The following is a 24,621-nucleotide window of genomic DNA, read 5'->3' on the forward strand; positions in this document are numbered from 1 at the left end:
GCTGTGTCAGATATGTTTGCCCGGCATGTCGATGCCCAACTGGTTGACCCGGCGATACAAGGTCGCCCGCGAAATCCCCAGCGCCTGGGCCGTCGGCAACGGCTTCCAGCGATGCCGGATCAGCGCATCCAGCACCACCTGGCGTTCCGGGCTGACACGCTCTTGCACGTCGGCCTCGATCTGCTCGCCGCGCACCTCCACGGGCAAGTCCGCCAACTGGATGATGCCGCCGTCGCACACCGCACAGGCATACGCCAGCACATGGCGCAGTTGGCGCACGTTGCCCGGCCAGGCATACCCCAGCAGTAGCTCCAGCGCGGCAGGCCCGATACCCACGGCAATCCCGCTGTGGTGCGCCTCCTGTTCCACCAGCCGATTGATCAATGCCAGCTTGTCGCTGCGCTCGCGCAAGGGCGGCAGGCAGAACCGCGCGCAGCCCAGGCGAAAGTACAGGTCCTCGCGAAAGCGTCCCTCGCTGACCAGCGCCGCCAGGTCGCGGTGGCTGGCGCAGATCACCTGGATATCCACCGCACGGGTTTTCGCCGCGCCCAGCGGGGCCACTTCACCTTCGGCCAAGACCCGCAGCAAACGCGTCTGCAGGGCCAGCGGCATATCGCCGATTTCATCGAGAAACAACGTGCCGCCATCGGCCTGCGACAACAGCCCGGTCATGCCCTTGCTCGACGCGCCGGTGAAGGCTCCGGCGACATAGCCGAACAGCTCGCTTTCGATCAGGTTTTCCGGGATCGCCGCACAGTTCACCGCCACGAACGGCCCGCCGCGACGGGCGCTGCGCTCATGCAGTTGGCGCGCAAACACTTCCTTGCCGGCACCGGTTTCACCCTGCACCAGCACTGGCAGGTTGCGGTCCTTGACCCGCACGGCCAGGCGCAGGTGTTCTTCCACCCGTGGGTCGACCTGGTTGTTTGCCGTCTTAGCGGGACGCGCCGGTTTGCGGTGCGGCGCGCTGACCCGCACATGCAACGCGCCGGGTTCGCCGAGCCAGTGCAGTTGTTGCGCCGATTGATTGCTCACCGCACGCAACGCATCCAGGTCGAACACCTCGCTGATATGTACCGGCACCTGGCCAAAGCGCCGGCGCAGGGCCTGGCGCGCCTTGCTGTTCAAGGCATGCAGGTGACCGTCCTGGTCCCAGGCCAGCAACAGGTCGGGCTGGCTGTCGACATAGCCGGGTGTGCTGTGCGCCTGGAGCACCCAGTGCTGACGGGCGCTGTGCATGAAGAAGGCATTTTCGATGGCTTGTGCGCTCTGCGCCACCATCTGTCGCACCAGGTGCTGGCTGCGTCGGTCATCCGGGGATTTGAGCGCCGAGGCGTCCATCACCCCCAGCAGGTTGCCCTGAGGGTCGAAGATGGGGGCGGCGGAGCAGGTCAGCCCGATAAACGCGGCGCGAAAGTGATCGCGCTTATGTACCGTCACCGCAGCCTTGCTGGTGAGTACCGTGGCCACGCCGCAGGTGCCTTCTTCGGCTTCCGACCAGCAGGTGCCCAAGTACAGGCCGGCCTTGCGGCAATCGTTACGAATCGCGGTGTCCACGCGGTGGTCGATGGTCTGGCCCTGCGCGTCGGTGAGCATCACGCAGTAGTCGGCGTGGCGCACGCGGTGGTGCAGTTGACCGACTTCTTCGCTGGCGATGCGCATGAACAGCTCGGCGCGTTCACGGCATTCCTTGAGCAGTGGCTCACTGAGAATGCGTGGCCCTTGCAGCGAGCCAGGGTCGAGGTGGTGTTGCTCCATGGAGCGTCGCCACGAATCGAAAATCAGCGACGGCACCGGCGCCTGAGGCAGGCGATCGGCATTGCGTACCACACGACTGACGCAGTCGACATGGTCCTTGGAGTTCGCGGCGAGCATAAGGCCTCCGGTTCTCGATCTTTGTTGTTATGCCCGCCATTAAGCGCGCATGCGCGCACAGGGACAAGGGCGGCCTGACCAACTGCCCCGCGTGAGACGCAGCGTCTCATTCGGCTGCAGACGCCACGGGCAGGTTGCAATGGCGCGTCTCATTCTGCGGTTGGCGGTCGTCGCCGCACAACCGCACGGCGCTGCTCTGGATCAAGCCTTTGCCAGGTTTATCGAGGTGTTGGCACAGGCTGTGCTGATGGCTTTGTAACTGGCCGCAGCCAGTCTTTTGTGTGTCGAGACAACCTGGAGAACAACAAGATGTCCACTCACCTGTCCACTGATCAATTGCTTCATGCCTACACCGTGATGCGCACTATTCGCGATTTCGAAGAGCGCCTGCACGTGGAATTCGCCACCGGCGAGATCCCAGGTTTCGTCCACCTGTATGCCGGCCAGGAAGCCAGCGCCGCCGGGGTCATGGCCCACCTCAACGATGAAGACTGCATCGCCTCCAACCACCGTGGCCACGGCCATTGCATCGCCAAGGGCGTGGACGTGTTCGGCATGATGGCCGAGATCTACGGCAAGAAAACCGGGGTGTGCGGCGGTAAGGGCGGCTCCATGCACATTGCCGACCAGGAGAAAGGCATGCTCGGCGCCAACGGTATCGTCGGTGCCGGTGCGCCCTTGGCGGCCGGGGCGGCGCTGGCGTCCAAGCTCAAGGGCAGCCAGGGCGTGGCCGTGGCGTTTTTCGGCGACGGCGGCTCCAACGAGGGCGCGGTGTTCGAGGCAATGAACCTGGCCGCGATCATGAAACTGCCGTGTTTGTTCGTCGCGGAAAACAACGGCTACGCCGAAGCCACCGGCTCGGGCTGGTCGGTCGCGTGCAAGGACATCGCCGAGCGCGCCGTGGGTTTTGGCATGCCGGGGGTGATCGTCGATGGCAATGACTTCTTCGCCGTACACGCGGCCCTTGGGGTGGCCGTGGAACGTGCGCGCAGCGGCCAGGGGCCGACGCTGGTGGAGGTCAAGTTGAGCCGCTTCTACGGCCACTTCGAAGGCGATGCGCAAACCTATCGCGGCCCCGATGAAGTGAAAAACCTGCGCGAATCCCACGATTGCCTGGTGCTGTTTCGCCAACGCTGCAACGCCGAAGGCTGGCTCGATGCCGCGCAGTTCGAGCGCGTCGACGCGGAGGTCGCGCAACTGATCGAAGACGCCGTGCGCCTGGCCAAGTCCGATCCCAAGCCCCAGGCCTCCGATCTGCTCAGCGATGTCTATGTTGCTTACCGCTAATCGCCACCCACTACAAAAACAATCCGTGGAGAATTGATCATGGCTCGAAAAATCAGTTATCAGCAGGCAATCAACGAAGCCCTGGCCCAGGAAATGCGCCGGGACCAGAGTGTGTTCATCATCGGCCAGGACGTGTCCGGCGGCACCGGCTCCCCGGGTGAACAGGACGCCTGGGGCGGTGTACTTGGGGTGACCAAGGGCCTGTATCCGGAGTTTCCCGACCGCGTCTTGGATGCGCCGTTGTCCGAAGTCGGTTACGTCGGCATGGCGGTCGGCGCGGCCACCCGGGGCATGCGCCCGGTGTGCGAGTTGATGTTCGTCGACTTTATCGGTTGCTGCCTCGACCAGTTGCTCAACCAGGCCGCCAAGTTCCGCTACATGTTCGGCGGCAAGACCACCACGCCGCTGGTGGTGCGCGCCATGTACGGCGCCGGCTTACGCGCTGCCGCCCAGCATTCGCAGATGCTCACCTCGATGTGGACGCACATCCCCGGCCTCAAGGTGGTGTGCCCGGCCACGCCGTATGACGCCAAGGGCATGCTGATCCAGGCGATCCGCGACAACGACCCGGTGATCTTTCTCGAACACAAAATGCTCTACAGCTTGCAGGGCGAAGTGCCGGAGGAGATGTACACCGTGCCCTTCGGCGAAGCCAACTATGTGCGCGAAGGCAATGACGTGACCCTGGTCACCTACGGGCGCATGGTGCATATCGCCCTGGAAGCCGCCGCCAACCTGGCGCGCCAGGGCATCGACTGCGAAGTGCTGGACCTGCGCACCACCAGCCCCCTGGACGAAGACAGCATCCTCGAAAGCGTGGAGAAAACCGGGCGCCTGGTGGTGATCGACGAGTCCAACCCGCGTTGCTCCATCGCTACCGATATCAGCGCGCTGGTGGCGCAGCGTGGATTTTCGTTCTTGCGCGCGCCGATCGAAATGGTCACCGCGCCGCACACGCCGGTGCCGTTCTCCGATGCGCTGGAAGACCTGTACATCCCCAACGCCGCGAAGATCGAAGCCGCAGTGCTGAAGATCGCCGACAAGAGGACTGCCGCATGATCCATACCTTGACCATGCCCAAGTGGGGCCTGTCGATGACCGAAGGCCGGGTGGATGTCTGGCTCAAGCAGCCGGGCGACCGGGTGGAGAAGGGCGAAGAAGTGCTCGACGTGGAGACCGACAAGATCTCCAGCAGCGTCGAGGCGCCGTTCAGTGGCGTGCTGCGCCGTGTGCTGGCGCTGAGCGACGAGACCTTGCCGGTGGGCGCGCTGCTCGGGATTGTGGTGGAGGGCGAGGCAACGGAAGCCGAGATTGATGCGGTGATCGAGCGTTTCCAGGCCAGCTTCGTGTCGAGTGCGGCCGAGGCGCAAGCGTCCGGGCCCAGCGCGCAGAAAGTCGAGGTCGGCGGGCGGCTGTTGCGCTATCTCGATCTCGGTGAGGGCGGCACGCCGCTGGTGCTGGTCCACGGGTTTGGTGGCGACTTGAATAACTGGTTGTTCAACCATCCGGGGCTGGCGGTGCAGCGCCGGGTGATCGCCCTGGACCTGCCGGGTCATGGCGAGTCGGGCAAGCAGTTGCACCGCGGCGATGCCGAGGAACTGAGCCAGGCGGTGTTGGCGTTGCTCGATCATCTCACGCTCGACCGCGTCCACCTGGCCGGGCATTCCATGGGCGGGCTGGTGGCGCTGACGGCCGCGCGCGGGGCGCCCGAGCGCGTTGCCTCACTGACCCTGATCGCCAGCGCCGGCCTGGGGCCTGATATCAATGGCGATTACCTCCAAGGCTTCACCGAGGCCAACAACCGCAACGCGCTCAAGCCGCAACTGGTGCAACTGTTCAGCGACCCGGCGCTGGTCACCCGGCAGATGCTTGAAGACATGCTCAAGTTCAAGCGCCTGGAAGGCGTGGATCAGGCGTTGCGCCAACTCAATGCCCAACTCTTCGATGGCGGGCGGCAGCAGCTGGATTTGCGCAACGTCGTGGGGCAGCAGCCAAGTCTGGTGATCTGGGGCCGCGACGATGCAATCATCCCGGCCAGGCATGCCGAGGGGCTCGAGGCCCAGGTGGAAATCCTGCCGGGGCAGGGGCATATGGTGCAGTTGGAAGCAGCAGAGCGGGTCAATCAGTTAATGGCAACCTTCCTCAACGCCCAGCCTTGATGCAGTCCAATGTGGGAGGGGGCTTGCTCCCGATAGCGGTGGCTCAGTCAATATCTCTGGTGACTGACCCATTGCAATCGGGGGCAAGCCCCCTCCCACCATTTAGATTGCATTTCAAAAGTTAGAGGCGGCGGAGCGGGTCAATCAACTGATGGCAACCTTCCTCAACGCCCCGCCTTGATGCAATCCAATGTGGGAGGGGGCTTGCTCCCGATAGCGGTGGCTCAGTCAATATTCCTGGTGACTGACCCACTGCAATCGGGGGCAAGCCCCCTCCCACAATTTAAATTGCATTTCAAAAGTTGGAGGCGGCGGAGCGGGTCAATCAGTTGATGGCAACCTTCCTCAACGCCCAGCCTTGATGCCATCCAATGTGGGAGGGGCGGTGCGACGATTCGACTTGCCCCCGATAGCGGTGTGTCAGTCAATATCTCTGGTGACTGACCCACTGCAATCGGGGGCAAGCCCCCCTCACCATTTAGAGTGCATTTCAAAGGGAGCGCTTGAGGGTTGCGCTCGGCAGCTCTTTGAACAGTGCCCGGTAGCTATTGGAAAATCGCCCTAAATGCCAGAACGACCAGTTCATCGCCACTTCCGCCACCGTGGCCCCGGCTGAACTCAACAACTCCCGCCGCGCGCCGTTCAAGCGGCGCAAGCGCAACCACTGCGCCGGGCTCATCCCGGTGTAGGTCTTGAAGCCCTGTTGCAACTGGCGCAACGGCACACCGGCGATCTGCGCCAGTTCCAGTAGGTTGACGGCGTCATCCGCTGCATTTACCGCCCATTCGCCAATGCGCGTCATCAGCCGGCGCTCTTCGCTGCGCCGCTGCAATGACTGGCGGTCCAGGCATACGCAGGCGTTGTCGAGAATGAACAGGCAGTCGTCGAGCAACTGTTGGGTGAGGGCATCGCGGCAGATCGGGTCGGTGGTGGCGGACAACCGGGTCAGGGTGCCACTGAGCCAACGGCTGAACAGCGCATTTTGCTGACCGGTCAGCGGCGCCATGAACAAGCCTTCGAGTTTCGCCACATCCAGCCCATGGCGCTGCACGAACTGCGGCCCGAACACCACCGCGACTTCGCGGTAGTTCTCGGGGGTGATCCAGGTGTTGCGGCTCTCGCCGTTGAGCATGTACAGCGCGTTGTCGCTGCCGTCGAAACAGAACGCCAGCGCCCCCGGTGGCGCGTTGAAATGCTGCTCCACCCGGGTGTTCATGCACTCTTCGTAGACCTCCACACCTTGCAGGTCGAGGTAGCGAATCTGCCCGGCGAAATGCCCGGGGGACATCTGCTGGTAGTGCTGCACCCAGCCGGGTGTCGCACGGCATTGAGCGGCCACATCACCGGTGGTGAAGGCCTGTACGCGCAAAGCAGTAGCCTGTGTCATGGGGAACCTGGTCGCACTCTATTGGTGCGTTGTGCTCGGTGCAAAGTGGATAGATGCCGTGGTGCGGCGCGCCCAAGATAGACCTCAATGCGCCGGGAGTACAAGCCGACGCAGTCTCTCTCCCCATGACGAGGTCCTTATGAACGCCCCCTTCGATCAGCTGTCCGCCTGGCTGAAAGAACACAAGATTACCGAAGTCGAATGCGTGATCAGTGATTTGACTGGCATCGCACGCGGCAAAATTGCACCCACCAACAAGTTCCTGCATGAGCGAGGCATGCGCCTGCCGGAAAGTGTGTTGCTGCAAACGGTAACCGGGGACTTTGTCGACGACGATGTCTACTACGACCTGCTCGATCCAGCCGACATCGACATGATCTGCCGCCCGGCACCCAATGCTACGTATGTGGTGCCGTGGGCCATTGAACCCACCGCCATCGTGATCCACGACACCTTCGACAAACAGGGCAGCCCCATCGAGTTGTCGCCGCGCAACGTGCTGAAAAAGGTGCTGCAGCTCTACACCGAGCAGGGCTGGCAGCCGATTGTCGCGCCGGAAATGGAGTTCTACCTGACTCAGCGCTGCGAAGACCCCGACCTGCCGCTGAAAACTCCGGTGGGCCGCTCCGGCCGCGCCGAGACCGGTCGCCAGTCGTTTTCCATCGACGCCGCCAACGAGTTCGACCCACTGTTCGAAGACGTCTACGACTGGTGCGAACTTCAGGGCCTGGACCTCGATACGCTGATCCACGAAGACGGCCCGGCGCAGATGGAAATCAACTTCCGCCATGGCGACGCCCTCGACCTCGCCGACCAGATCACCGTGTTCAAGCGCACCCTGCGCGAGGCCGCGCTCAAGCACAATGTGGCCGCGACCTTCATGGCCAAGCCGGTGGCCGACGAGCCGGGCAGCGCCATGCATTTGCATCAGAGCGTGGTCGACATCGCCACCGGCAAGCCGGTATTCGTCGATGCCGACGGCAAGATGAGCCAACTGTTCCTGCATCACATCGGCGGCCTGCAGAAGTACATCCCCAAGCTGCTGCCGATGTTCGCGCCGAACGTGAACTCGTTCCGCCGTTTCCTGCCGGACACCTCGGCACCCGTCAACGTCGAGTGGGGCGAAGAAAACCGTACCGTCGGCCTGCGCGTGCCGACCTCCAGCCCCGACGCCATGCGCGTGGAAAACCGCCTGCCCGGCGCCGATGCCAATCCGTACCTGGCCATTGCCGCCAGCCTGTTGTGTGGCTACCTGGGGATGATCGAAAAGATCGAGCCGAGCGCTCCGGTGGAAGGTCGCGCCTACGAGCGCCGCAACCTGCGCCTGCCGTTCACCCTCGAAGATGCGCTGGCGCGCATGGAGGATTGCGACACAGTCAAGCAGTACCTGGGCGACAAGTTCGTGCGCGGCTACGTCGCGGTCAAACGCGCCGAGCATGAAAATTTCAAGCGGGTGATCAGTTCCTGGGAGCGTGAGTTCCTGCTGTTGAGCGTCTAAACAATCATAAAGGGGTGTCGATATGCGTCTGACGAAAAAACTTCTCCCGCTGGCCCTGGTGGCGGCATTCAGCAGCGCCGCGCAGGCGGAGCCAACGGTCAGTGTCTACAACTGGACCGACTACATCGGCGAAACCACGTTGGCCGACTTCCAGGCCAAGACCGGGATCAAGGTGGTCTACGACGTGTTCGACTCCAACGAAACCCTGGAGGGCAAGCTGCTGGCGGGGCGCACCGGGTATGACGTGGTGGTGCCGTCCAACCACTTCCTGGCGCGCCAGGTCAAGGCTGGTGCGTTCCTCAAGCTGGACCGTTCGCAACTGCCCAACTTCAAGAACCTCGACCCCAAGTTGCTCGCGCTGCTGGAGAAAAACGACCCGGGTAATGCGCACTCGGTGCCGTACCTGTGGGGCACCAACGGCATCGGCTACAACGTCGACAAGGTCAAGCAGGTGCTCGGCATCGACCATATCGATTCGTGGGCGGTGCTGTTCGAACCGGAGAACCTCAAGAAGCTCAACCAGTGCGGCGTGGCCTTCCTCGACTCGGCGGATGAGCTGTTCCCGGCGATCCTCAACTACATGGGCAAAGACCCGCGCAGCGAGAACCCCGAGGACTACAAACAGGCGCAGGCCAAGCTGTTGAAGTTGCGGCCGTACATCACGTACTTCCATTCCTCCAAGTACATCTCGGACTTGGCCAACGGCGACATCTGCGTGGCCTTCGGTTATTCCGGCGACGTGTTCCAGGCCGCCAACCGCGCCAAGGAAGCCAAGAATGGGGTGAACATTGCGTATTCGATTCCCAAGGAAGGCTCCAACCTGTGGTTTGACCTGCTGGCGATCCCCGCCGATGCGAGCAACCCGAAAGAAGCCCACGCCTTTATCAACTACCTGCTCGACCCTGAAGTCATCGCCAAAGTCAGCGCCTCGGTCGGCTATGCCAACGCCAACCCGGCAGCCAAGGCCTTCATGGACCCGGAGCTGGTGAACAACCCTGAGGTGTACCCGTCCCAGGCCGTGCTCGACAAACTCTATATCTCCACCACGCCGACCCCGGCGACCATGCGCCTGATGACCCGCGCCTGGAGCAAAGTGAAGACCAATAAATGATTCAATCCAGTGACCAGGCCCAGTCCTATTACCGAGCTTCGGCCAATGCCATGCCCGAGCGTCCGTCGCTGGGCGCCGACCTGACGGCCGATGTGTGTGTGGTCGGCGGTGGGTTCACCGGGGTCAATACCGCCATCGAGCTGGCCCAGCGCGGGTTGTCGGTGATCCTGCTGGAGGCCCGGCGCATCGGCTGGGGCGCCAGTGGGCGCAACGGTGGGCAGTTGATTCGTGGGATCGGCCACGATGTGTCGGGGTTTGCCAAGTACGTGGGCGAGGAGGGCGTGCGTTACCTGGAGCGCGCCGGTATCGATTCGGTGGCGCTGGTCGGTGAGCGTATTCGTGAGCACGCCATCGATTGCGACTTGCGCTGGGGGTTTGCCGAGCTGGCCAACACCCCGGCGCAGTTCGCCGCATTCAAGGGCGAGCAGGGCAGCCTGGCGCGCCTGGGGTATGCCCATGAGACCCGCCTGGTGGGCCCGCAGGATATCCGCGAAGTGGTGGATTCGACGCAGTATGCCGGCGCGTTGGTGGACATGGGCTCCGGGCATTTGCACCCGCTGAACCTGGTGCTCGGCGAGGCACAGGTGGCCGAGTCCCTTGGGGTGCGGATCTTTGAACACACCGACGTGCTGGAACTGATCCACGGTGACACGGTGCAGGTGCGTTGCGCGGGTGGCACGGTACGCGCCGCCAATCTGGTACTGGCCTGCAATGCCCATCTGGAAGAATTGGAACCGCGCCTGAGCGGCAAGGTGCTCGCGGCGGGCAGTTACATCATCGCCACTGAACCGTTGCCGCAGGACGTCGCCCACCCACTGATCCCGCAAAACCTGGCCCTCTGTGACCAGAAAGTCGGGCTGGATTACTACCGGTTGTCCGCCGACCGCCGCCTGTTGTTCGGCGGCGCCTGCCATTACTCGGGGCGCGATCCTAAAGACATCGCTGCCTATATGCAGCCCAAGATGCTCAAGGTATTCCCGCAACTGGCCGACACCGCCATCGAGTTCCAGTGGGGCGGCAAGATCGGCATCACCGCCAATCGCTTCCCGCAGGTCGGGCGGCTGCAGCAGTACCCGAATGTGTTCTACGCCCAGGGCTATTCCGGGCATGGGCTTAACGTGACCCACTGGTGCGCGCGGCTGTTGGCCGAAGGCATACACGCGAGCCACAGCCAGGGCCTGGATATTTTCAGCCAGGTGCCGCACATGACCTTTCCCGGTGGCAAGGCGTTGCGCTCGCCGCTGCTGGCGTTGGGGATGGCGTGGTATCGGTTGCGGGAGTTGATGCATTGAAGCTCGTGGCGTGGCAGGCTGGACGACGTTTTCCCATGACTTCTGGAGAGTTACCGTGCCAACAGCATCTGCAGCAATTGAAATCCCGGTATCGGCCGATCAGGTCTGGAAATTGGTCGGTGGCTTCAACAGCCTGCCGGACTGGCTGCCGCTGATCGTCAAGAGCGAAGCCGGCGAAGGCGGGCGTGTGCGTCACCTGGAAACCGCCGACGGTGGTGTGGTGGTGGAGCGTTTGCAGACCTTCGATAACGTCGGGCGTACTTACAGCTACACCATTGAAGAATCGCCGTTTCCGGTGAGCGCCTACCTGGCAACGTTGCAGGTTGAGGCGCTGACGGAGTCGTCGGCGAAGGTGACGTGGTCCGGTGTGTTTACCCCGGCGGCGGGTACTACGGAGGGGGCGGTGGAAGAGCTGTTTTCCGGGGTTTACAAAGGCGGGGTTGAGGCGCTGCGCGCGAATTTCTGAGCAGATCTATCAGGCAATGCAGGGCTAATGTGGGAGGGGGCTTGCTCCCGATAGCGGAGTGTCAGTCACGTGATGAATGACTGAAACACTGCTATCGGGAGCAAGCTCCCTCCCACATTTGGCCTGTGCAGGTCTCAGGCTTCGGGCATGAGCTGCTGGCGACACTCCAGCACCAACCGCGCACCGCCGCGCAGGCTGGTGCCGACGTCCAGTTTGAAACCGTGCAAGTTGATGATCGCCGCCACAATCGACAAACCCAGGCCGAACCCGCCTTGCTGGTCGCTTTCGTCCAGGCGATAAAAACGCTGGAACACCGCCTTGCGTTCCGCGGCGGGGATGCCGGGGCCGGAGTCGTGGACTTCGATACGCGTGCTACCCGCATCGTTGACCCCGCGCAAAATCACTTCGCCGCCCGGTGGGGTGAACTTGATCGAGTTGCTCAGCAGGTTGGCCAGGGCCTCGAACAGCAAGGCACGATCTCCGGTGATCCAAGGCAGGGATGGCGGGGTGTCGAGCACCAGTTGCAGTTCGCCTTCCTCGGCCAGGGGCAGGTAGAAGTCGTGCAGTTCGCGCAGCAGCGGTAGCGGGTCCAGCACCAGGAAACCCGAGCGGCGCTGGTGGTCTTCCAGTTCCGAGATCCGCAACAGCCCGCGAAAGCGCGCCATCAGGGTGTCGGTCTCGGCGATGGCGTCGTCCAGTTTTACCGCGTAGCCCGAGTCCTGCTCGGCCTCTTGTCGGATGCGGTAGAGCTGTGCGCGCAGGCGGGTGAGCGGGGTGCGCAGGTCGTGGGCGATGTTGTCGCACACGCCTTTGACCTCGTTCATCAGCTTCTCGATGCGGTCGAGCATGGCGTTGACGATGGCGGCGAGCATGTCCAGTTCGTCACGCCGGTTCGACAGCGGCAGGCGATGGGTGAGGTCGCCGGCGACGATGGCCTCGGCACTGGCCTGGATCCCGCGAATCCTTCGCAACGGGCGGCGGCGCAGTAAATGCCAGCCGGCGGCGCCGGGGATGATGGTCAGGGACACCGCCCACAGCAGCGCGTGCCAGATGATCCGAGTCACCCCGAACAGCGAACCGTTGGCGCGCACCAGCACCAGCCAGCGGCCGTCCGCGGTGTGGGTGGCGACGGCGTCGCAGCTGTCTTTGGGCAGTTTCGGGTCGTCGGAGTCGATGCAGTTGGCCAGGGCGTGGATTTTTCCGTCCAGGCGCAAGTCGGGCGGTATCGCATGGATTGGCCCGCTCAATGGGCGAAATTGCTCATCGAACAGGCCGTAGGCTTCTACACCCTTCATGTCGAAGGTCATGCTGGTGGTCAGCGCTTCCACCAGTTCGTCGCCGTCGAACCGCTGGAACAGGTGCTGGCGCTGCATCAGCGAATGGCGCGACAGGTCGCTTAGATAATCTGACACCTCGTAATACAGCACCCCCATGAGGATGCAACTCCAGGCCACGAACAGCGAACTGTACAGCGCCAGCAAGCGGCTGCTGGAGGAGCGCCAGCCCTTAGAGGGGTTCAGCAATGACATAACCGGAACCTCGTACCGTGCGGATCAGCGGTGTGAGGCCCGGTGGATCGATCTTCTTGCGCAGGCGCCCGATGTGGACGTCGATCAGGTTGGTGCCGGGGTCGAAGTGATAACCCCAGACTTCCTCGAAGATCATCATCCGCGACAGGATCTGCCCGGTGTTGCGCATCAGGAATTCCAGCAGTTTGTATTCGGTGGGCAGCAGGCTCAGCGGTTGGTCGGCGCGGCTGGCTTCACGGCTGATCAGGTTCAGCTCAAGGTCGGCCACGCGCAGGGCGGTTTCGAATTCCTTGACCGTGCTTTTGCGCCGCAGCAGCACTTCGACGCGGGCGGCCATTTCATCGGAGGCGAACGGCTTGGTCAGGTAGTCATCCCCTCCGGCGCGCAGGCCGCGTACCCGCTCGTCGACATCGGAGAGCGCGCTGATCATCAGGATCGGCGTCGACACGCCGATGGTGCGCAGGGTGGTGACGATGGCCAGGCCGTCGAGTTCCGGCAGCATACGGTCGAGGGTGATCAGATCGTAATCACCACTCACGGCGCGGACCAGGCCTTCGCGACCGTTGTCCACCCAATCTACATCCAGTCCATGGCTACTCAGCTCGGCGACGATCTCGCGGGCCGTTACGGCGTCATCCTCGATGGTCAAAATGCGGGTCATAGGATTACCTGGTGAGCGATTCACACTAGAAGTGCGGGCATTTTGCCAAGAAATGACTGAACGCTTCCTAAATAAAACTTCATGTTGGCAAAACTGACACAAGTTTCACGGCAGGCACCGGCCAGTGTGGCAGGGGGCGTGCTCCTTCCCACAGGGGAATGCATTACGCCCGCCTGCAACAGCCATTTCTTGCAAGTTGCATGGTTCTGGCAAGTTCAATTTACTTAACCTTTTGAAATATAAAGACTTTAATTTTTTACGCGACTGGCATGCTGCCTGCACTGTCCCTTTTGAGAGTTGTAACACTATTTTTCCTGCCGGGAGCACAACAACAATGATCACATCCTCATCCACACTGCAAGAGTCGAGCACGCTCTCCGGGGTTTCCTGGGGGGCTATCTTTGCCGGGGCCGCTGCGGCGGCTGCGTTGTCGCTGATTCTGGTATTGCTGGGCTTCGGCCTGGGTTTTTCGGCGGTCTCGCCGTGGGCCGACAGCGGTATCAGCGCCAAGGGGCTTGGCATTTCCACCATTATCTGGCTGGCCTTTACCCAGATTGTCGCGTCTGGGCTGGGCGGTTATATCGCCGGCCGGTTGCGGGTTAAGTGGGCCAATATGCACGGCGATGAGGTGTACTTTCGCGACACCGCCCATGGTTTCCTGGCCTGGGCGGTCGCCACGCTGATCACCGCAGTGCTGGTGGTCGGTTCGGTCAGCAGTGTCGTGAGCGGTGGTGTGAAAGCCGGTACTAGCGTGGCAGCGGGCGCGGCCAGCGGTATCACTCAAGCCGCGGGCAGTGCAGCCAAAGGCCTTAACGGCGGCGACTTCGACTACTACGTCGACAGCCTGTTTCGTGATGATCGCCCGGTCGCGGTCAGTGATGACGCTGCCCATGGCGTGGTTGCACGCATCTTCACCCGCACCCTGAGTAATGACGGCCAACTCGCCGCTGAAGACCGTGCCTACCTGGCCCAGTTGATCAGCCAGCGCACCAACCTTAGCCAGGCCGATGCCGAAGCGCGTATCGACAAAGTCTACGGTGATGCGCGTAAAGCCGTCGAAGACGCCAAGCTCAAAGCCAAGCAAGCCGCTGATACGGCCGCCAAAGTCGCTGCCTATACCTCACTGTGGACCTTTGTCGCACTGTTGATCGGCGCCTTCTTTGCCAGCTTCGCTGCGACCTTTGGTGGCCGTCGCCGCGATGCCGTGGTGTACGTCGAAACCGAAACCTACGTTCGTTAATTCAAGGAGAACAACATGCGCTCATTACTTCTGTGGTTCCTCGGCGTGCCGATTCCGGTGATCATCCTGATCGCGATCTTCATGCACTGATCCCGGTGATTTGTGGGAGGGGGCTTGCCCCCGGTAGCGGAGTGTCAGTCGACAGCACTTTCGACTGTTCCAACGCCATCGGGGGCAAGCCCCTTCCCTCATTTGGCCTGCTGTGTCAGATAGTCAGTCGTCAAACCCGACCTGCTCATGAATCTCATCCACCTTCAATTCCAAGCGATATGCCACCGCAATGAACAACGCCTGGCACAGGCACAACGTGGCGCTCAGGGAGCGGAAGGCAAACGATGAGCCTTCATTCACCAGCAACACTGCGTTCGCCCGTTTGGCCAGGGGCGACAGGTTGCTGTCGGTAATGATCAGGGTCTTGGCCTGGTGGTGCTGGGCGATACGCAGGCAGTGCTGGGTCTCTTTGCCATAGGGCGTGAAGCTGATGGCGATCACTAGGTCATTGGCGCGCACGCTGCGCATCTGCTCGCGGTAGCTGCCGCCCAGGCCTGAGATCAGGTGGATGCGCTTGTTGGTGTGCTGCAGGTTGTAGACCAGGTAGTCGGCCACCGCAAACGAACGGCGCACGCCGACCACGTAGATGTTGTCGGCGTTGACCACCAGGTCCACGGCTTTTTCGAACGCCGTGTCATCCAGTTCCAGGCCCAGGCGCTCAATGCCCGAGAGGGTGGCGTTGACGCACTCGCGCGCCAGGTCACCGCCGCTGGCCTTCTGCGACTTGTTGGCGATCATGCTGCGGATGCGCTGCTGATAGTTCTGCACGGGCGTGGTCTTGTGCGTGTACGCCTCGCGAAACAGCGCCTGCATCTCACTGAACCCGCTGAACCCGAAACGCTGGGAAAACCGCACGATGGCCGACGGATGCACTTCGCATTCGCGGGCGATGTCGCTGATGCGGTCGACCATGATCCGGTCGCTCTGCTGGCTCATGTAGCTGGCGATGCGTTTGAGCTGGCGTGGCAGGCTTTCGTATTCGTCGGTGATCAGCTGCAGCAGGCGTTCGGCATTGATCGCAGGGCTGGCGAGAGTGTCTTGGGAAGCGGTCTCGGGCGTGGCCGGCTGATCGGTGCGGGACATAAGCAATCCTTCTGGCGGGTTCATCTGGTGCGCTGATGGTGGGCGCAAGTCTACAGGGTAGGCGCAAAAAAATACCCCGGCATGCGGCCGCGAGTGGCCTGCTGAATCGATGCAGTGTCGCGGGTGTGCCTCTATGCCGAAGTATTGGAATAAAAATTCCACTTAAAATAATTATGGAATAAATATTGATTGAGTTCGCTGAACGTTCTAGTCTGCTCCACCAAGAGCGTTTGCCGTCGCCACGGTGGCACAACGCAGGCTGATAAAAATAACAGGAGCCAGCATGGGCCAGACTCGTTTTGCCAGTGGGCGTCAATTGGATCTGATTTGCCTCGGTCGCCTGGGCGTCGACCTCTATGCACAGCAAGTCGGTGCGCGGCTGGAGGACGTCTCCAGCTTTGCCAAGTACCTCGGCGGTTCTTCCGCCAACATCGCCTTCGGCACCGCACGCTTGGGCCTCAAGTCGGCGATGTTGAGCCGGGTCGGGGACGACCATATGGGCCGCTTCCTGACGGAGTCCCTGGCCCGTGAAGGCTGCGATGTCAGCGGCATCAAGATCGACCCGGAACGCCTCACCGCCCTGGTGTTGCTCGGCCTCAAGGACCGCGAAACCTTCCCCTTGGTGTTCTACCGCGAAAACTGCGCCGACATGGCCCTGCGCGCCGAGGACATCAGCGAAGCCTTTATCGCCTCCAGCAAGGCCCTGCTGATTACCGGCACGCATTTCTCCACCGACGGCGTGTACAAGGCCAGCCTCCAGGCACTGGATTACGCGGCCAAACACAACGTCCAGCGCGTGCTGGACATCGACTACCGCCCGGTGCTGTGGGGCCTGGCAGGCAAGGCCGATGGGGAAACCCGGTTTGTCGCCGACCGCAGTGTCAGCCAGCACGTGCAGAGCATCCTGCCGCGCTTCGACCTGATCGTCGGCACTGAAGAAGAATTCTTGATCGCCGGCGGCAGTGAGGATTTGCTCAGCGCGCTGCGCAGGGTACGCGAGCTGACCCCGGCGACCCTGGTGGTCAAGCTCGGCCCGCAGGGTTGCACGGTGATCCACGGCGCGATCCCGGCACGCTTGGAAGACGGCGCGATCTACCCCGGCGTGCGCGTCGAAGTGCTAAACGTGCTGGGCGCCGGCGATGCGTTCATGTCGGGTTTTCTCAGCGGCTGGCTGAACGATGCCAACGACGCGCGATGCAGCCAGTTGGCCAATGCCTGCGGTGGTTTGGTGGTGTCGCGTCACGCCTGCGCGCCGGCCATGCCGACGCCCGCCGAGCTGGATTACCTGTTCAACAGCCCGCTGCCGATCACCCGTCCCGATCAAGACACGACTCTGCAACGCCTGCACCGCGTCACGGTGCCGCGCAAGGCCTGGAAGCAGTTGTTCGTATTTGCCTTCGACCACCGTTGGCAACTGGTCGACCTGGCCCAACGCGGAGGCCAGGACGCGAGCCGCATCAGCGCGATCAAGCAACTGTTTATCCAGGCCGTCGAGCGCGTGGAGAAAAAGCTGCGCGAGCAGGGCGTCGAGGCCGACGTGGGCTTGCTCGCCGACCAGCGCTTCGGCCAGGACGCGCTCAACGCCGCCAGCGGTCGCGGCTGGTGGATCGCACGCCCGGTGGAGGTGCAGAACTCGCGGCCGTTGGCGTTCGAACACGGCCGCTCGATCGGCAGCAACCTGATCGCCTGGCCCCAGGAGCAAATCATCAAGTGCCTGGTGCAATACCACCCCGATGACGAACCGCTGCTGCGCCTGGAACAGGAAGCGCAACTCAAGGCGGTGTACGAGGCTTCGCTGGTCAGCGGGCATGAACTGTTGCTGGAAGTCATCCCGCCCAAGGATCACCCATCCACCTACCCCGATGTGCTCTACCGCAGCCTCAAGCGCCTGTACAACCTGGGGATCTACCCGGCGTGGTGGAAGATCGAGGCGCAGTCGGCCGAGGACTGGAAAAAACTCGACGAGTTGATCGAGGAACGCGACCCGTACTGCCGTGGCGTGGTGTTGCTGGGCCTGAATGCGTCGGCCGAACGCCTGGCCGAGGGCTTTCGCCAGGCCAGCCAGAGCCGCACCTGCCGTGGTTTTGCCGTGGGTCGCACGATCTTCCAGGCGCCGAGCCGCGCGTGGATGGCGGGGGAGATCGATGACGAAACGCTGATTCAGCAGGTGCAGCAGACCTTCGAACAGCTCATCAACGCCTGGCGCAGCGCTCGACATTAAACACGATCAAATGTGGGAGCGGGCTTGCTCGCGAATGCGGTGTGTCAGTTGAAAAATTTGTATCTGATACACCGCATTCGCGAGCAAGCCCGCTCCCACATAAAGCAAACCTCACCAGGCTTAAGTCAGATAAAAACAAAAGGTGCAGCCATGCCCGCAATCCGAATTGGCATCAACCCGATCTCCTGGAGCAACGACGACCTGCCGGCCCTGGGCGGCGAAACGCCGCTGAGCACCGCCCTGAGCGAAGGCAAGCAGATTGGCTACGAAGGTTTTGAGCTCAACGGCAAATTCCCCAAGGACGCCAAGGGCGTCGCCGATGTGTTGCGCCCCTATGACCTAGCGCTGGTCTCCGGTTGGTATTCGAGCCGCCTGGCCCAGCGTTCGGTGGCGCAGGAAATCGAGGCGATTGCCGCTCACGTCGAGTTGCTCAAACACAATGGCGCTACGGTGCTGGTGTACGGCGAAGTCGCCGATTCGATTCAGGGCGCCAGGGTTCGCCTGATCGAGCGCCCGCGTTTCCACAGCGAGCAGGCCTGGCAGGACTATGCCGACAAACTCACCGAACTGGCGCGCTTTACCCTGTCCCAGGGCGTGCGCCTGGCCTACCACCACCATATGGGCGCCTATGTCGAATCGCCGGAGGACATCGATCAACTGATGCGCCGCACCGGCCCGGAAGTCGGCCTGCTGTTCGATTCGGGCCACTGCTACATGGGCGGTGGCGAACCCCTCGACGTGCTGCGCAAGCATATCGACCGGGTGTGCCACGTGCATTTCAAGGACGTGCGCAAAGCGGTGGTGCAACTGGCGCGCAACCAGATGTGGAGCTTCCCCGACTGCATCGTCAACGGCACCTTCACCGTGCCGGGCGACGGCGATATCGACTTTGCCGCGTTGCTCGACGTGCTGCTGGCCGCGCATTACCAAGGCTGGCTGGTGGTCGAAGCCGAACAGGACCCGGCCGTCGCGCCCAGCTATATCTATGCGAAAAAGGGCTATGACACCTTGCGTGCGCTGCTCAACGAGAGGACGGGCTAATGAGCTTGCTGGTCAAGAGCAATAAACGCGGGCAAACCATGGTCGCCCTCGAAGAAGGCCGCCTGGACTACGTCGGCTTTGCCGCCTACCGCCTGAGCCTGGGCGAAACCCTGCCGGTCACGGCCGGTGACCAGGAGCTGTGCCTGGTGCTGCTCAGCGGTCGGGTGACGATCGAAGGCGACGATTTTAGCTGGCAGAACCTCGGCGATCGTCAGTCGGTGTTTGAAGACAAATCGCCCTTTGCCGCTTACCTGCCGCCGGGCACTGACGCCCAAGTGACGGCGTTGAGCGACGTGCAGATCGCGGTCTGCGCCGCGCCCGGTGCGGCGGGTTTCGCGCCTCGCCTGATCCGCCCCGAACAGTGCAAACGCAGCGTGCGCGGCAAAGGCGCCAACACCCGCTACGTGTGCGACATCCTGCCCGACAGCGAGCCCGCCCATTCGCTGCTGGTGGTGGAGGTGCGCACGCCGTCCGGGCACTCGTCGAGCTACCCGCCGCACAAGCACGACACCGACGACCTGCCGCACCAGAGCTTTCTCGAAGAAACCTATTACCACCAGATCAACCCGCCTCAGGGCTTCGTGTTCCAGCGGGTGTACACCGACGACCGCAGCATCGACCAGGCGATGGCGGTGGAAAACAGCGACCTGGTGGTGGTGCCCAAGGGTTACCACCCGGTCAGCGTGCCGTATGGCTATGAGTCCTATTACCTCAACGTGATGGCCGGCCCCAAGCGCGCCTGGCATTTTCATAACGACCCTCAGCACAGCTGGCTGCTGGACCTTTAAGGGGCGCGACATGACCACCACCCGATTGACCATGGCCCAGGCCCTGGTGAAGTTTCTGGATAACCAATACATCGAAGTCGATGGCGTGCAGAGCAAGTTTGTCGCCGGGGTGTTCACGATTTTCGGCCACGGCAACGTGCTCGGCCTGGGCCAGGCGCTGGCGCAGGACAGCGGCGACCTGGTGGTCCACCAGGGCCGCAACGAGCAAGGCATGGCCCACGCTGCCATCGGTTTTGCCAAGCAGCACCTGCGGCGCAAGATCTACGCGTGTACTGCGTCGGTCGGCCCGGGGGCGGCGAATATGCTGACCGCTGCTGCGACCGCCACGGCCAACCGTATCCCGTTGCTGCTGTTGCCCGGCGATGTCTACGCCAGCCGCCAGCCCGACCCGGTGCTGCAACAGATCGAGCAATTCCATGACCTGAGCATCAGCACCAACGACGCCTTCCGTTCGGTGAGCAAATACTGGGACCGCATCAACCGCCCAGAGCAATTGATGAGCGCAGCGATCCACGCCATGCGCGTGCTCACCGATCCGGCCGAAACCGGCGCCGTCACCCTGGCGCTGCCGCAGGATGTGCAAGCCGAGGCCTGGGATTACCCGGATTATTTTTTGCAAAAACGCGTCCACCGCCTCGACCGTCGCCCGGCCACCGAGGCGATGATTGGCGACGCCGTGGCGGCCTTCAAGGGCAAGCGCAAGCCGTTGATCATCTGCGGCGGCGGGGTCAAGTACTCCGGGGCGAATGCCGCCTTGCAGGCGTTTGCCGAACGCTTCGAGATTCCCTTCGCCGAAACCCAGGCGGGCAAGAGCGCGGTGGTCTCCAGCCATCCGCTGAACGTCGGCGGGATCGGCGAGACCGGCTGCCTGGCCGCGAACCTGTTGGCCCCCGAGGCCGACCTGATCATCGGGATCGGCACGCGTTACACCGACTTCACCACGTCGTCGAAGTCGCTGTTCAAGCACGCCGACGTGCAGTTCCTCAACCTCAATATCAGCCCCTGCGACGCGTTGAAACTCGATGGCGTGCAAGTGCTGGCGGATGCGCAAGTCGCCCTTGAAGCATTGGCCGCAGCACTGGGGGATTATCGCGCCGGGTGGGGCGAGCAGGTACGCGACGCCAGGGCGCAATTGGACGCGGAAGTCGACCGGGTGCATCAGGTGGAATACGCGGGCGACGACTTCGTACCGGAGGTCAACGACCGCCTGGACCGCGCCGTGCTGCGCGAATTCATCCAGCTGACCGGTTCGTGCCTGACCCAAAGCCGCGTCCTCGGCGTGCTCAACCAGGCCCTGGCCGACGACGCGATCATTGTCGCCGCCGCCGGCAGCCTGCCCGGCGACTTGCAGCGCAGTTGGCGCAGCAAGGGCGTCAACACCTACCACGTCGAGTACGGTTATTCGTGCATGGGCTACGAGATCAACGCTGCGCTCGGCGTGAAGCTGGCCGAGCCGACGCGCGAGGTCTATGCGCTGGTCGGCGATGGTTCTTACATGATGCTGCATTCGGAGCTGGCCACCTCGATCCAGGAGCGGCGCAAGATCAACGTGGTGCTGCTGGACAACATGGCCTTCGGTTGCATCAACAACCTGCAGATCGGCAACGGCATGGACAGCTTCGGCACCGAGTTCCGCTACCGCAACCCCGAGAGCGGCAAGCTCGACGGCGGCCTGGTGCCGGTGGACTTCGCCATGAGCGCAGCGGCCTACGGCTGCAAGACCTACAAGGTCAGCAGCGTGGCGCAGCTCGAAGCGGCGCTGGCCGATGCGCGCACGCAAACGGTGTCGACGCTGATCGATATCAAGGTGTTGCCCAAGACCATGATCCACGGCTACCTGTCGTGGTGGCGGGTGGGCGTGGCGCAGGTCTCCACCAGCGAACGCACCAATGCTGCGGCGAAAAAACTCAATGAACAGCTGGCCAAGGCCCGGCAGTACTAATAACAAGAGGAGTGAATGTATGTCGTTGAAGCTGGGTGTTATCGGTACGGGCGCTATCGGCCGGGACCATATTCGTCGTTGCAGCCAGACCTTGCTCAACAGCCAGGTGGTGGCGGTGACCGACATCGACCTTGAGCAGGCCGCCAAGGTGGTGGCGGATCTGAAACTGGACGCCGAGGTGTATGCGCACGGCCATGCGCTGATCGATTCGCCTCAGGTTGAGGCCATTCTCGTCACCTCCTGGGGCCCGAGCCATGAGGCATTCGTGCTCGCCGCCATCGCCGCCGGCAAACCGGTGTTCTGCGAAAAACCGCTGGCGGTCACCGCCGACGGCTGCCGCAGGATCGTCGAAGCTGAAGTGGCGCACGGCAAGCGCCTGGTGCAAGTGGGCTTCATGCGCCCCTATGACGAAGGTTATCGCGCCCTGAAAGCGGTGATCGACAGCGGCCAGATCGGCGAGCCGCTGATGCTGCACTGCGCGCACCGCAACCCGCGGGTGGGCGAGAACTACAAGACCGACATGGCGATCACCGACACCTTGATCCACGAGCTGGATGTGTTGCGTTGGCTGCTCGATGACGACTACGTCTGCGTGCAAGTGGTGTTCCCTCGCAAGACCAGCAAAGCGTTGGCCCATCTGCGCGACCCGCAGATCGTGCTGCTGGAAACCGCCAAGGGCACGCGCATCGATGTGGAAGTGTTTGTGAACTGTCAGTACGGCTACGACATTCAGTGCGAAGTGGTAGGGGAGACCGGTATCGCCAAGCTGCCGGAGCCGTCGCAGGTGCAATTGCGCAGCGAGGCCAAGCTGTCCAATGCGATCCTGATGGACTGGAAAGAGCGCTTTATCGGCGCCTATGACGTCGAGTTGCAGGCGTTCATCGACAGCGTGCGCGCCGGGCAAGTGGGCGGGCCGTCGGCGTGGGACGGGTTTGCGGCGGCGGTCGCGGCGGATGCGTGTATCGAAGCGCAAGGCAGTGGCCAAATTGTCCAAGTCAGCCTGCCTGAGCGTCCGCGCTTCTACGGCTAACACTCGGTCAATGTGGGAGGGCTTGCTCCCGATAGCAGTGGGTCAGCCAATAAAGCTGTAGCTGATCTACCGCCATCGGGGGCAAGCCCCCTCCCACAGTTGGATTGGGTTTGCACTTCAATAAAGGCGTGAATGTATGCGAATTGGACCAGTCGGCTATGGCCATGGAGGGCGCTTTTTTCATGCGCCACTGGCTGCAACCCTGCCTACCACGGCTAACACGCGGTCAATGTGGGAGGGGGCTTGCCCCCGATAGCAGTGGGTCAGCCAATAAGTCTGTATCTGATCCACCGCCATCGGGAGCAAGCCCCCTCCCACAGTTGGATTGGGTTTGCACTTCAATAAAGGCGTGAATGTATGCGAATTGGACCAGTCGGCTATGGCCATGGAGGGCGCTTTTTTATGCGCCACTGGCTGCAACCCTGCCTTCTACGGTTAACACCCGGTCAATGTGGGAGGGGGCTTGCCCCCGATAGCAGTGGGTCAGCCAATAAAACTGTATCTGATCCACCGCCATCGGGGGCAAGCCCCCTCCCACAGTTGGATTGTGGTTTGCACTTCAATGAAGGAGTGAATGTATGCGAATTGGACTGGTCGGCTATGGCCATGGAGGGCGCTTTTTTCATGCGCCACTGATTGCAACCCTGCCAGGTGCTACTTTTGTTGGTGTGGTGACTCGCTCACCCGAGCGCCGCGAGCAATTGAGCGCTGATCTTCCAGGGGTTAAAGCCTTTGACAGCATCGGCCAGATTGTCGAGGCCGGCGTCGACGCCCTGGTGATTTCCACCACGCTTAAAGGGCGCCCGGCACTGGTACTCGAAGCGATCGAGCACGGCGTCGCCGTCGTCAGCGACAAACCCTTTGCCGCCAACGCCGAACAGGCCCAGGTGCTGATCACTGCAGCCGAACGCCACGGCGTGTTGCTCAGCGTCTACCAGAACCGGCGCTGGGATTCGGATTTCCTGACTTTGCGCAAACTGATCGACGCCGGCGCCCTCGGCGCTGTCACCCGGTTTGAATCTTGCGTCGAGCGTTTCAGCCCGCAAGCCGTGGGCAATGCCAGCGGCGGCGGCTGGCTGCGCGACCTGGGCAGCCATCTGGTGGACCAGGCGCTGCAACTGTTCGGCCCGGTGGATCGGGTCTTCGCGCAATTGCACTACAGCGCTGAACACCCCAGCGTCGACCACGGCTTCTTTGTTGCCCTGACCCACCGCAACGGGGTGCTTTCCCACCTGTGGGGCAATGCCTTACAGAACAGCCCGGCGCCGCGCTTCAGGGTCAGCGGCACCCTGGGTTGCTACACCATCGAAGGGCTGGACGGCCAGGAAGACGCACTGATGGCCGGCAAATCGCCCAAAACCGAGGGCGAGCACTGGGGTTTTGAGGAGCACCGCCGCTGGGGCTGGTTCGAACAAGGCTCGGAGCGCGAGCGTGTACCGTCGGAGAAAGGCTGCTGGACGCAGTTCTATCGCCAGTTGCAGTCCGCCGTGCAAGGGCAGGGGCCGTTGCCGGTGGACGCCTATGAGGCGCTGGAAACCACCCGTGTCCTGGACGCCGCACGCCTGAGCGCCGAGCGGCAGCAGGTGGTTTCAATGGAAATAGAATTAAATTCTAAAACATGTTGATATAGAAATTATTTTCCAATAAAGTCTTTTCCAGGTTGCATAAAGTACGTCCGGATTCGATTCTGGCGACTCAACAAAAACAAGATCAAAAACAACCAGGTACCGTCAGATGAAAATCTTCAACGCTGTACTGCGAGTTTTACGCCCTGCCCACACGCCACGCGGTCTGCCCCGCGCCCGGCCGTTTTACTTTTCCTTCCTTAATGTGCTGTGCGTCGAAAACCAAGGCGCCCTGGTGTGCTGCATTCCGGGGGCACCGGTCGTCCGCCTGCCGTCATCCTCGCTCTGATAAACGCTACGTCCAGAAAACCAACAAGAAAGTGGAGACAGACCGT

General features: G+C 62.3%; 20 protein-coding genes. 15 read left to right on the top strand and 5 right to left on the bottom strand.

What is annotated here, in order from left to right:
• Positions 1-6 precede the first annotated feature (6 nt).
• Positions 7-1,875: a sigma-54-dependent Fis family transcriptional regulator gene (locus tag ACP7CJ_RS22160; protein WP_426102002.1), complete on the bottom strand. Its 1,869-nt coding sequence runs from the start codon at positions 1,873-1,875 to the stop codon at positions 7-9.
• 309 nt (positions 1,876-2,184) lie between these two features.
• Between ACP7CJ_RS22160 and ACP7CJ_RS22165 the strand changes: the two genes are divergently transcribed.
• Genes ACP7CJ_RS22165 through ACP7CJ_RS22175 form a run of 3 tightly spaced genes read left to right on the top strand, consistent with a single transcriptional unit; the run spans position 2,185 to position 5,321 of the window.
• Positions 2,185-3,162 (top strand): thiamine pyrophosphate-dependent dehydrogenase E1 component subunit alpha, encoded by a 978-nt coding sequence (locus ACP7CJ_RS22165; RefSeq protein ID WP_321847497.1) that lies wholly within the window; start codon positions 2,185-2,187, stop codon positions 3,160-3,162.
• A 39-nt stretch (positions 3,163-3,201) separates the two neighbouring features.
• Positions 3,202-4,221 carry an alpha-ketoacid dehydrogenase subunit beta gene (locus ACP7CJ_RS22170; protein ID WP_276197771.1) on the top strand — a complete coding sequence of 340 codons (1,020 nt, stop codon included), beginning with the start codon at positions 3,202-3,204 and terminating at the stop codon, positions 4,219-4,221.
• Entirely contained in the window at positions 4,218-5,321 is a 1,104-nt protein-coding gene (locus tag ACP7CJ_RS22175) for an acetoin dehydrogenase dihydrolipoyllysine-residue acetyltransferase subunit (RefSeq protein ID WP_276197772.1), read from the top strand. Before ACP7CJ_RS22170 ends, ACP7CJ_RS22175 begins: the two co-directional genes overlap by 4 nt.
• Positions 5,322-5,811: 490 nt before the next feature.
• Here the strand turns inward: ACP7CJ_RS22175 and ACP7CJ_RS22180 are convergent, their stop codons facing one another.
• Complete coding sequence (locus ACP7CJ_RS22180) at positions 5,812-6,708, bottom strand: helix-turn-helix domain-containing protein (protein ID WP_426102004.1); 897 nt, start codon at positions 6,706-6,708, stop codon at positions 5,812-5,814.
• A 139-nt stretch (positions 6,709-6,847) separates the two neighbouring features.
• On the opposite strand from ACP7CJ_RS22180, the gene ACP7CJ_RS22185 reads away from it, so the two are divergent.
• The 4 genes from ACP7CJ_RS22185 to ACP7CJ_RS22200 are packed head-to-tail and all read left to right on the top strand — an operon-like array spanning position 6,848 to position 11,075.
• Positions 6,848-8,206: a glutamine synthetase family protein gene (locus ACP7CJ_RS22185; RefSeq protein ID WP_276197774.1), complete on the top strand. Its 1,359-nt coding sequence runs from the start codon at positions 6,848-6,850 to the stop codon at positions 8,204-8,206.
• A gap of 22 nt (positions 8,207-8,228) precedes the next feature.
• Positions 8,229-9,317, top strand: coding sequence for a polyamine ABC transporter substrate-binding protein (locus ACP7CJ_RS22190; protein WP_276197775.1), 1,089 nt, complete (start codon positions 8,229-8,231; stop codon positions 9,315-9,317).
• Positions 9,314-10,609 carry an NAD(P)/FAD-dependent oxidoreductase gene (locus tag ACP7CJ_RS22195; RefSeq protein WP_426102006.1) on the top strand — a complete coding sequence of 432 codons (1,296 nt, stop codon included), beginning with the start codon at positions 9,314-9,316 and terminating at the stop codon, positions 10,607-10,609. The genes ACP7CJ_RS22190 and ACP7CJ_RS22195 overlap by 4 nt, the downstream gene beginning before the upstream one ends.
• Positions 10,610-10,664: 55 nt before the next feature.
• Complete coding sequence (locus ACP7CJ_RS22200; RefSeq protein WP_426102008.1) at positions 10,665-11,075, top strand: SRPBCC family protein; 411 nt, start codon at positions 10,665-10,667, stop codon at positions 11,073-11,075.
• A gap of 134 nt (positions 11,076-11,209) precedes the next feature.
• Here the strand turns inward: ACP7CJ_RS22200 and ACP7CJ_RS22205 are convergent, their stop codons facing one another.
• Positions 11,210-12,604: a sensor histidine kinase gene (locus ACP7CJ_RS22205; RefSeq protein ID WP_426102010.1), complete on the bottom strand. Its 1,395-nt coding sequence runs from the start codon at positions 12,602-12,604 to the stop codon at positions 11,210-11,212.
• Positions 12,582-13,265 (bottom strand): response regulator transcription factor, encoded by a 684-nt coding sequence (locus tag ACP7CJ_RS22210; RefSeq protein WP_010564812.1) that lies wholly within the window; start codon positions 13,263-13,265, stop codon positions 12,582-12,584. Before ACP7CJ_RS22210 ends, ACP7CJ_RS22205 begins: the two co-directional genes overlap by 23 nt.
• 334 nt (positions 13,266-13,599) lie before the next feature.
• Between ACP7CJ_RS22210 and ACP7CJ_RS22215 the strand changes: the two genes are divergently transcribed.
• The gene (locus ACP7CJ_RS22215) at positions 13,600-14,505 is read left to right on the top strand and encodes a hypothetical protein (protein WP_276197780.1); all 906 of its coding nucleotides are present in this window, start codon (positions 13,600-13,602) and stop codon (positions 14,503-14,505) included.
• A 213-nt stretch (positions 14,506-14,718) separates the two neighbouring features.
• On the opposite strand, the gene ACP7CJ_RS22220 is transcribed toward ACP7CJ_RS22215, so the two are convergent.
• Positions 14,719-15,639 (bottom strand): MurR/RpiR family transcriptional regulator, encoded by a 921-nt coding sequence (locus ACP7CJ_RS22220; protein ID WP_247406183.1) that lies wholly within the window; start codon positions 15,637-15,639, stop codon positions 14,719-14,721.
• Positions 15,640-15,922: 283 nt separating this feature from the next.
• Here ACP7CJ_RS22220 and ACP7CJ_RS22225 point away from each other — a divergent pair, with 283 nt between their 5' ends.
• The 7 genes from ACP7CJ_RS22225 (at position 15,923) to ACP7CJ_RS22255 (ending at position 24,575) form a co-directional block, all read left to right on the top strand.
• Positions 15,923-17,860, top strand: a complete 1,938-nt coding sequence (locus ACP7CJ_RS22225) for a bifunctional 5-dehydro-2-deoxygluconokinase/5-dehydro-2-deoxyphosphogluconate aldolase (protein WP_426102012.1) — start codon at positions 15,923-15,925, stop codon at positions 17,858-17,860.
• Positions 17,861-18,010: 150 nt separating this feature from the next.
• Positions 18,011-18,901 (top strand): myo-inosose-2 dehydratase, encoded by an 891-nt coding sequence (iolE, locus tag ACP7CJ_RS22230; RefSeq protein ID WP_426102014.1) that lies wholly within the window; start codon positions 18,011-18,013, stop codon positions 18,899-18,901.
• Entirely contained in the window at positions 18,901-19,689 is a 789-nt protein-coding gene (iolB, locus tag ACP7CJ_RS22235; protein WP_426102016.1) for a 5-deoxy-glucuronate isomerase, read from the top strand. The genes iolE and iolB overlap by 1 nt, the downstream gene beginning before the upstream one ends.
• Before the next feature lie 10 nt (positions 19,690-19,699).
• The gene (gene iolD, locus ACP7CJ_RS22240) at positions 19,700-21,631 is read left to right on the top strand and encodes a 3D-(3,5/4)-trihydroxycyclohexane-1,2-dione acylhydrolase (decyclizing) (RefSeq protein ID WP_426102018.1); all 1,932 of its coding nucleotides are present in this window, start codon (positions 19,700-19,702) and stop codon (positions 21,629-21,631) included.
• A 19-nt stretch (positions 21,632-21,650) separates the two neighbouring features.
• The gene (locus ACP7CJ_RS22245) at positions 21,651-22,661 is read left to right on the top strand and encodes a Gfo/Idh/MocA family protein (RefSeq protein ID WP_426102020.1); all 1,011 of its coding nucleotides are present in this window, start codon (positions 21,651-21,653) and stop codon (positions 22,659-22,661) included.
• A gap of 578 nt (positions 22,662-23,239) precedes the next feature.
• The gene (locus ACP7CJ_RS22250; protein ID WP_426102022.1) at positions 23,240-24,286 is read left to right on the top strand and encodes a Gfo/Idh/MocA family protein; all 1,047 of its coding nucleotides are present in this window, start codon (positions 23,240-23,242) and stop codon (positions 24,284-24,286) included.
• A gap of 109 nt (positions 24,287-24,395) precedes the next feature.
• Positions 24,396-24,575 carry a hypothetical protein gene (locus tag ACP7CJ_RS22255; RefSeq protein ID WP_076952495.1) on the top strand — a complete coding sequence of 60 codons (180 nt, stop codon included), beginning with the start codon at positions 24,396-24,398 and terminating at the stop codon, positions 24,573-24,575.
• Positions 24,576-24,621: the final 46 nt, after the last annotated feature.

Source organism: Pseudomonas sp. PSPC3-2, from assembly GCF_049897085.1.
Lineage (GTDB): Bacteria > Pseudomonadota > Gammaproteobacteria > Pseudomonadales > Pseudomonadaceae > Aquipseudomonas > Aquipseudomonas paraveronii.

Coding starts and splice junctions, on each gene's coding strand:
- ACP7CJ_RS22160 (WP_426102002.1), bottom strand. CDS start 1,875: ATGCTCGCCGCGAACTCCAAGGACCATGTCGACTGCGTCAGTCGTGTG.
- ACP7CJ_RS22165 (WP_321847497.1), top strand. CDS start 2,185: ATGTCCACTCACCTGTCCACTGATCAATTGCTTCATGCCTACACCGTG.
- ACP7CJ_RS22170 (WP_276197771.1), top strand. CDS start 3,202: ATGGCTCGAAAAATCAGTTATCAGCAGGCAATCAACGAAGCCCTGGCC.
- ACP7CJ_RS22175 (WP_276197772.1), top strand. CDS start 4,218: ATGATCCATACCTTGACCATGCCCAAGTGGGGCCTGTCGATGACCGAA.
- ACP7CJ_RS22180 (WP_426102004.1), bottom strand. CDS start 6,708: ATGACACAGGCTACTGCTTTGCGCGTACAGGCCTTCACCACCGGTGAT.
- ACP7CJ_RS22185 (WP_276197774.1), top strand. CDS start 6,848: ATGAACGCCCCCTTCGATCAGCTGTCCGCCTGGCTGAAAGAACACAAG.
- ACP7CJ_RS22190 (WP_276197775.1), top strand. CDS start 8,229: ATGCGTCTGACGAAAAAACTTCTCCCGCTGGCCCTGGTGGCGGCATTC.
- ACP7CJ_RS22195 (WP_426102006.1), top strand. CDS start 9,314: ATGATTCAATCCAGTGACCAGGCCCAGTCCTATTACCGAGCTTCGGCC.
- ACP7CJ_RS22205 (WP_426102010.1), bottom strand. CDS start 12,604: ATGTCATTGCTGAACCCCTCTAAGGGCTGGCGCTCCTCCAGCAGCCGC.
- ACP7CJ_RS22210 (WP_010564812.1), bottom strand. CDS start 13,265: ATGACCCGCATTTTGACCATCGAGGATGACGCCGTAACGGCCCGCGAG.
- ACP7CJ_RS22215 (WP_276197780.1), top strand. CDS start 13,600: ATGATCACATCCTCATCCACACTGCAAGAGTCGAGCACGCTCTCCGGG.
- ACP7CJ_RS22220 (WP_247406183.1), bottom strand. CDS start 15,639: ATGTCCCGCACCGATCAGCCGGCCACGCCCGAGACCGCTTCCCAAGAC.
- ACP7CJ_RS22225 (WP_426102012.1), top strand. CDS start 15,923: ATGGGCCAGACTCGTTTTGCCAGTGGGCGTCAATTGGATCTGATTTGC.
- iolE (WP_426102014.1), top strand. CDS start 18,011: ATGCCCGCAATCCGAATTGGCATCAACCCGATCTCCTGGAGCAACGAC.
- iolB (WP_426102016.1), top strand. CDS start 18,901: ATGAGCTTGCTGGTCAAGAGCAATAAACGCGGGCAAACCATGGTCGCC.
- iolD (WP_426102018.1), top strand. CDS start 19,700: ATGACCACCACCCGATTGACCATGGCCCAGGCCCTGGTGAAGTTTCTG.
- ACP7CJ_RS22245 (WP_426102020.1), top strand. CDS start 21,651: ATGTCGTTGAAGCTGGGTGTTATCGGTACGGGCGCTATCGGCCGGGAC.
- ACP7CJ_RS22250 (WP_426102022.1), top strand. CDS start 23,240: ATGCGAATTGGACTGGTCGGCTATGGCCATGGAGGGCGCTTTTTTCAT.
- ACP7CJ_RS22255 (WP_076952495.1), top strand. CDS start 24,396: ATGAAAATCTTCAACGCTGTACTGCGAGTTTTACGCCCTGCCCACACG.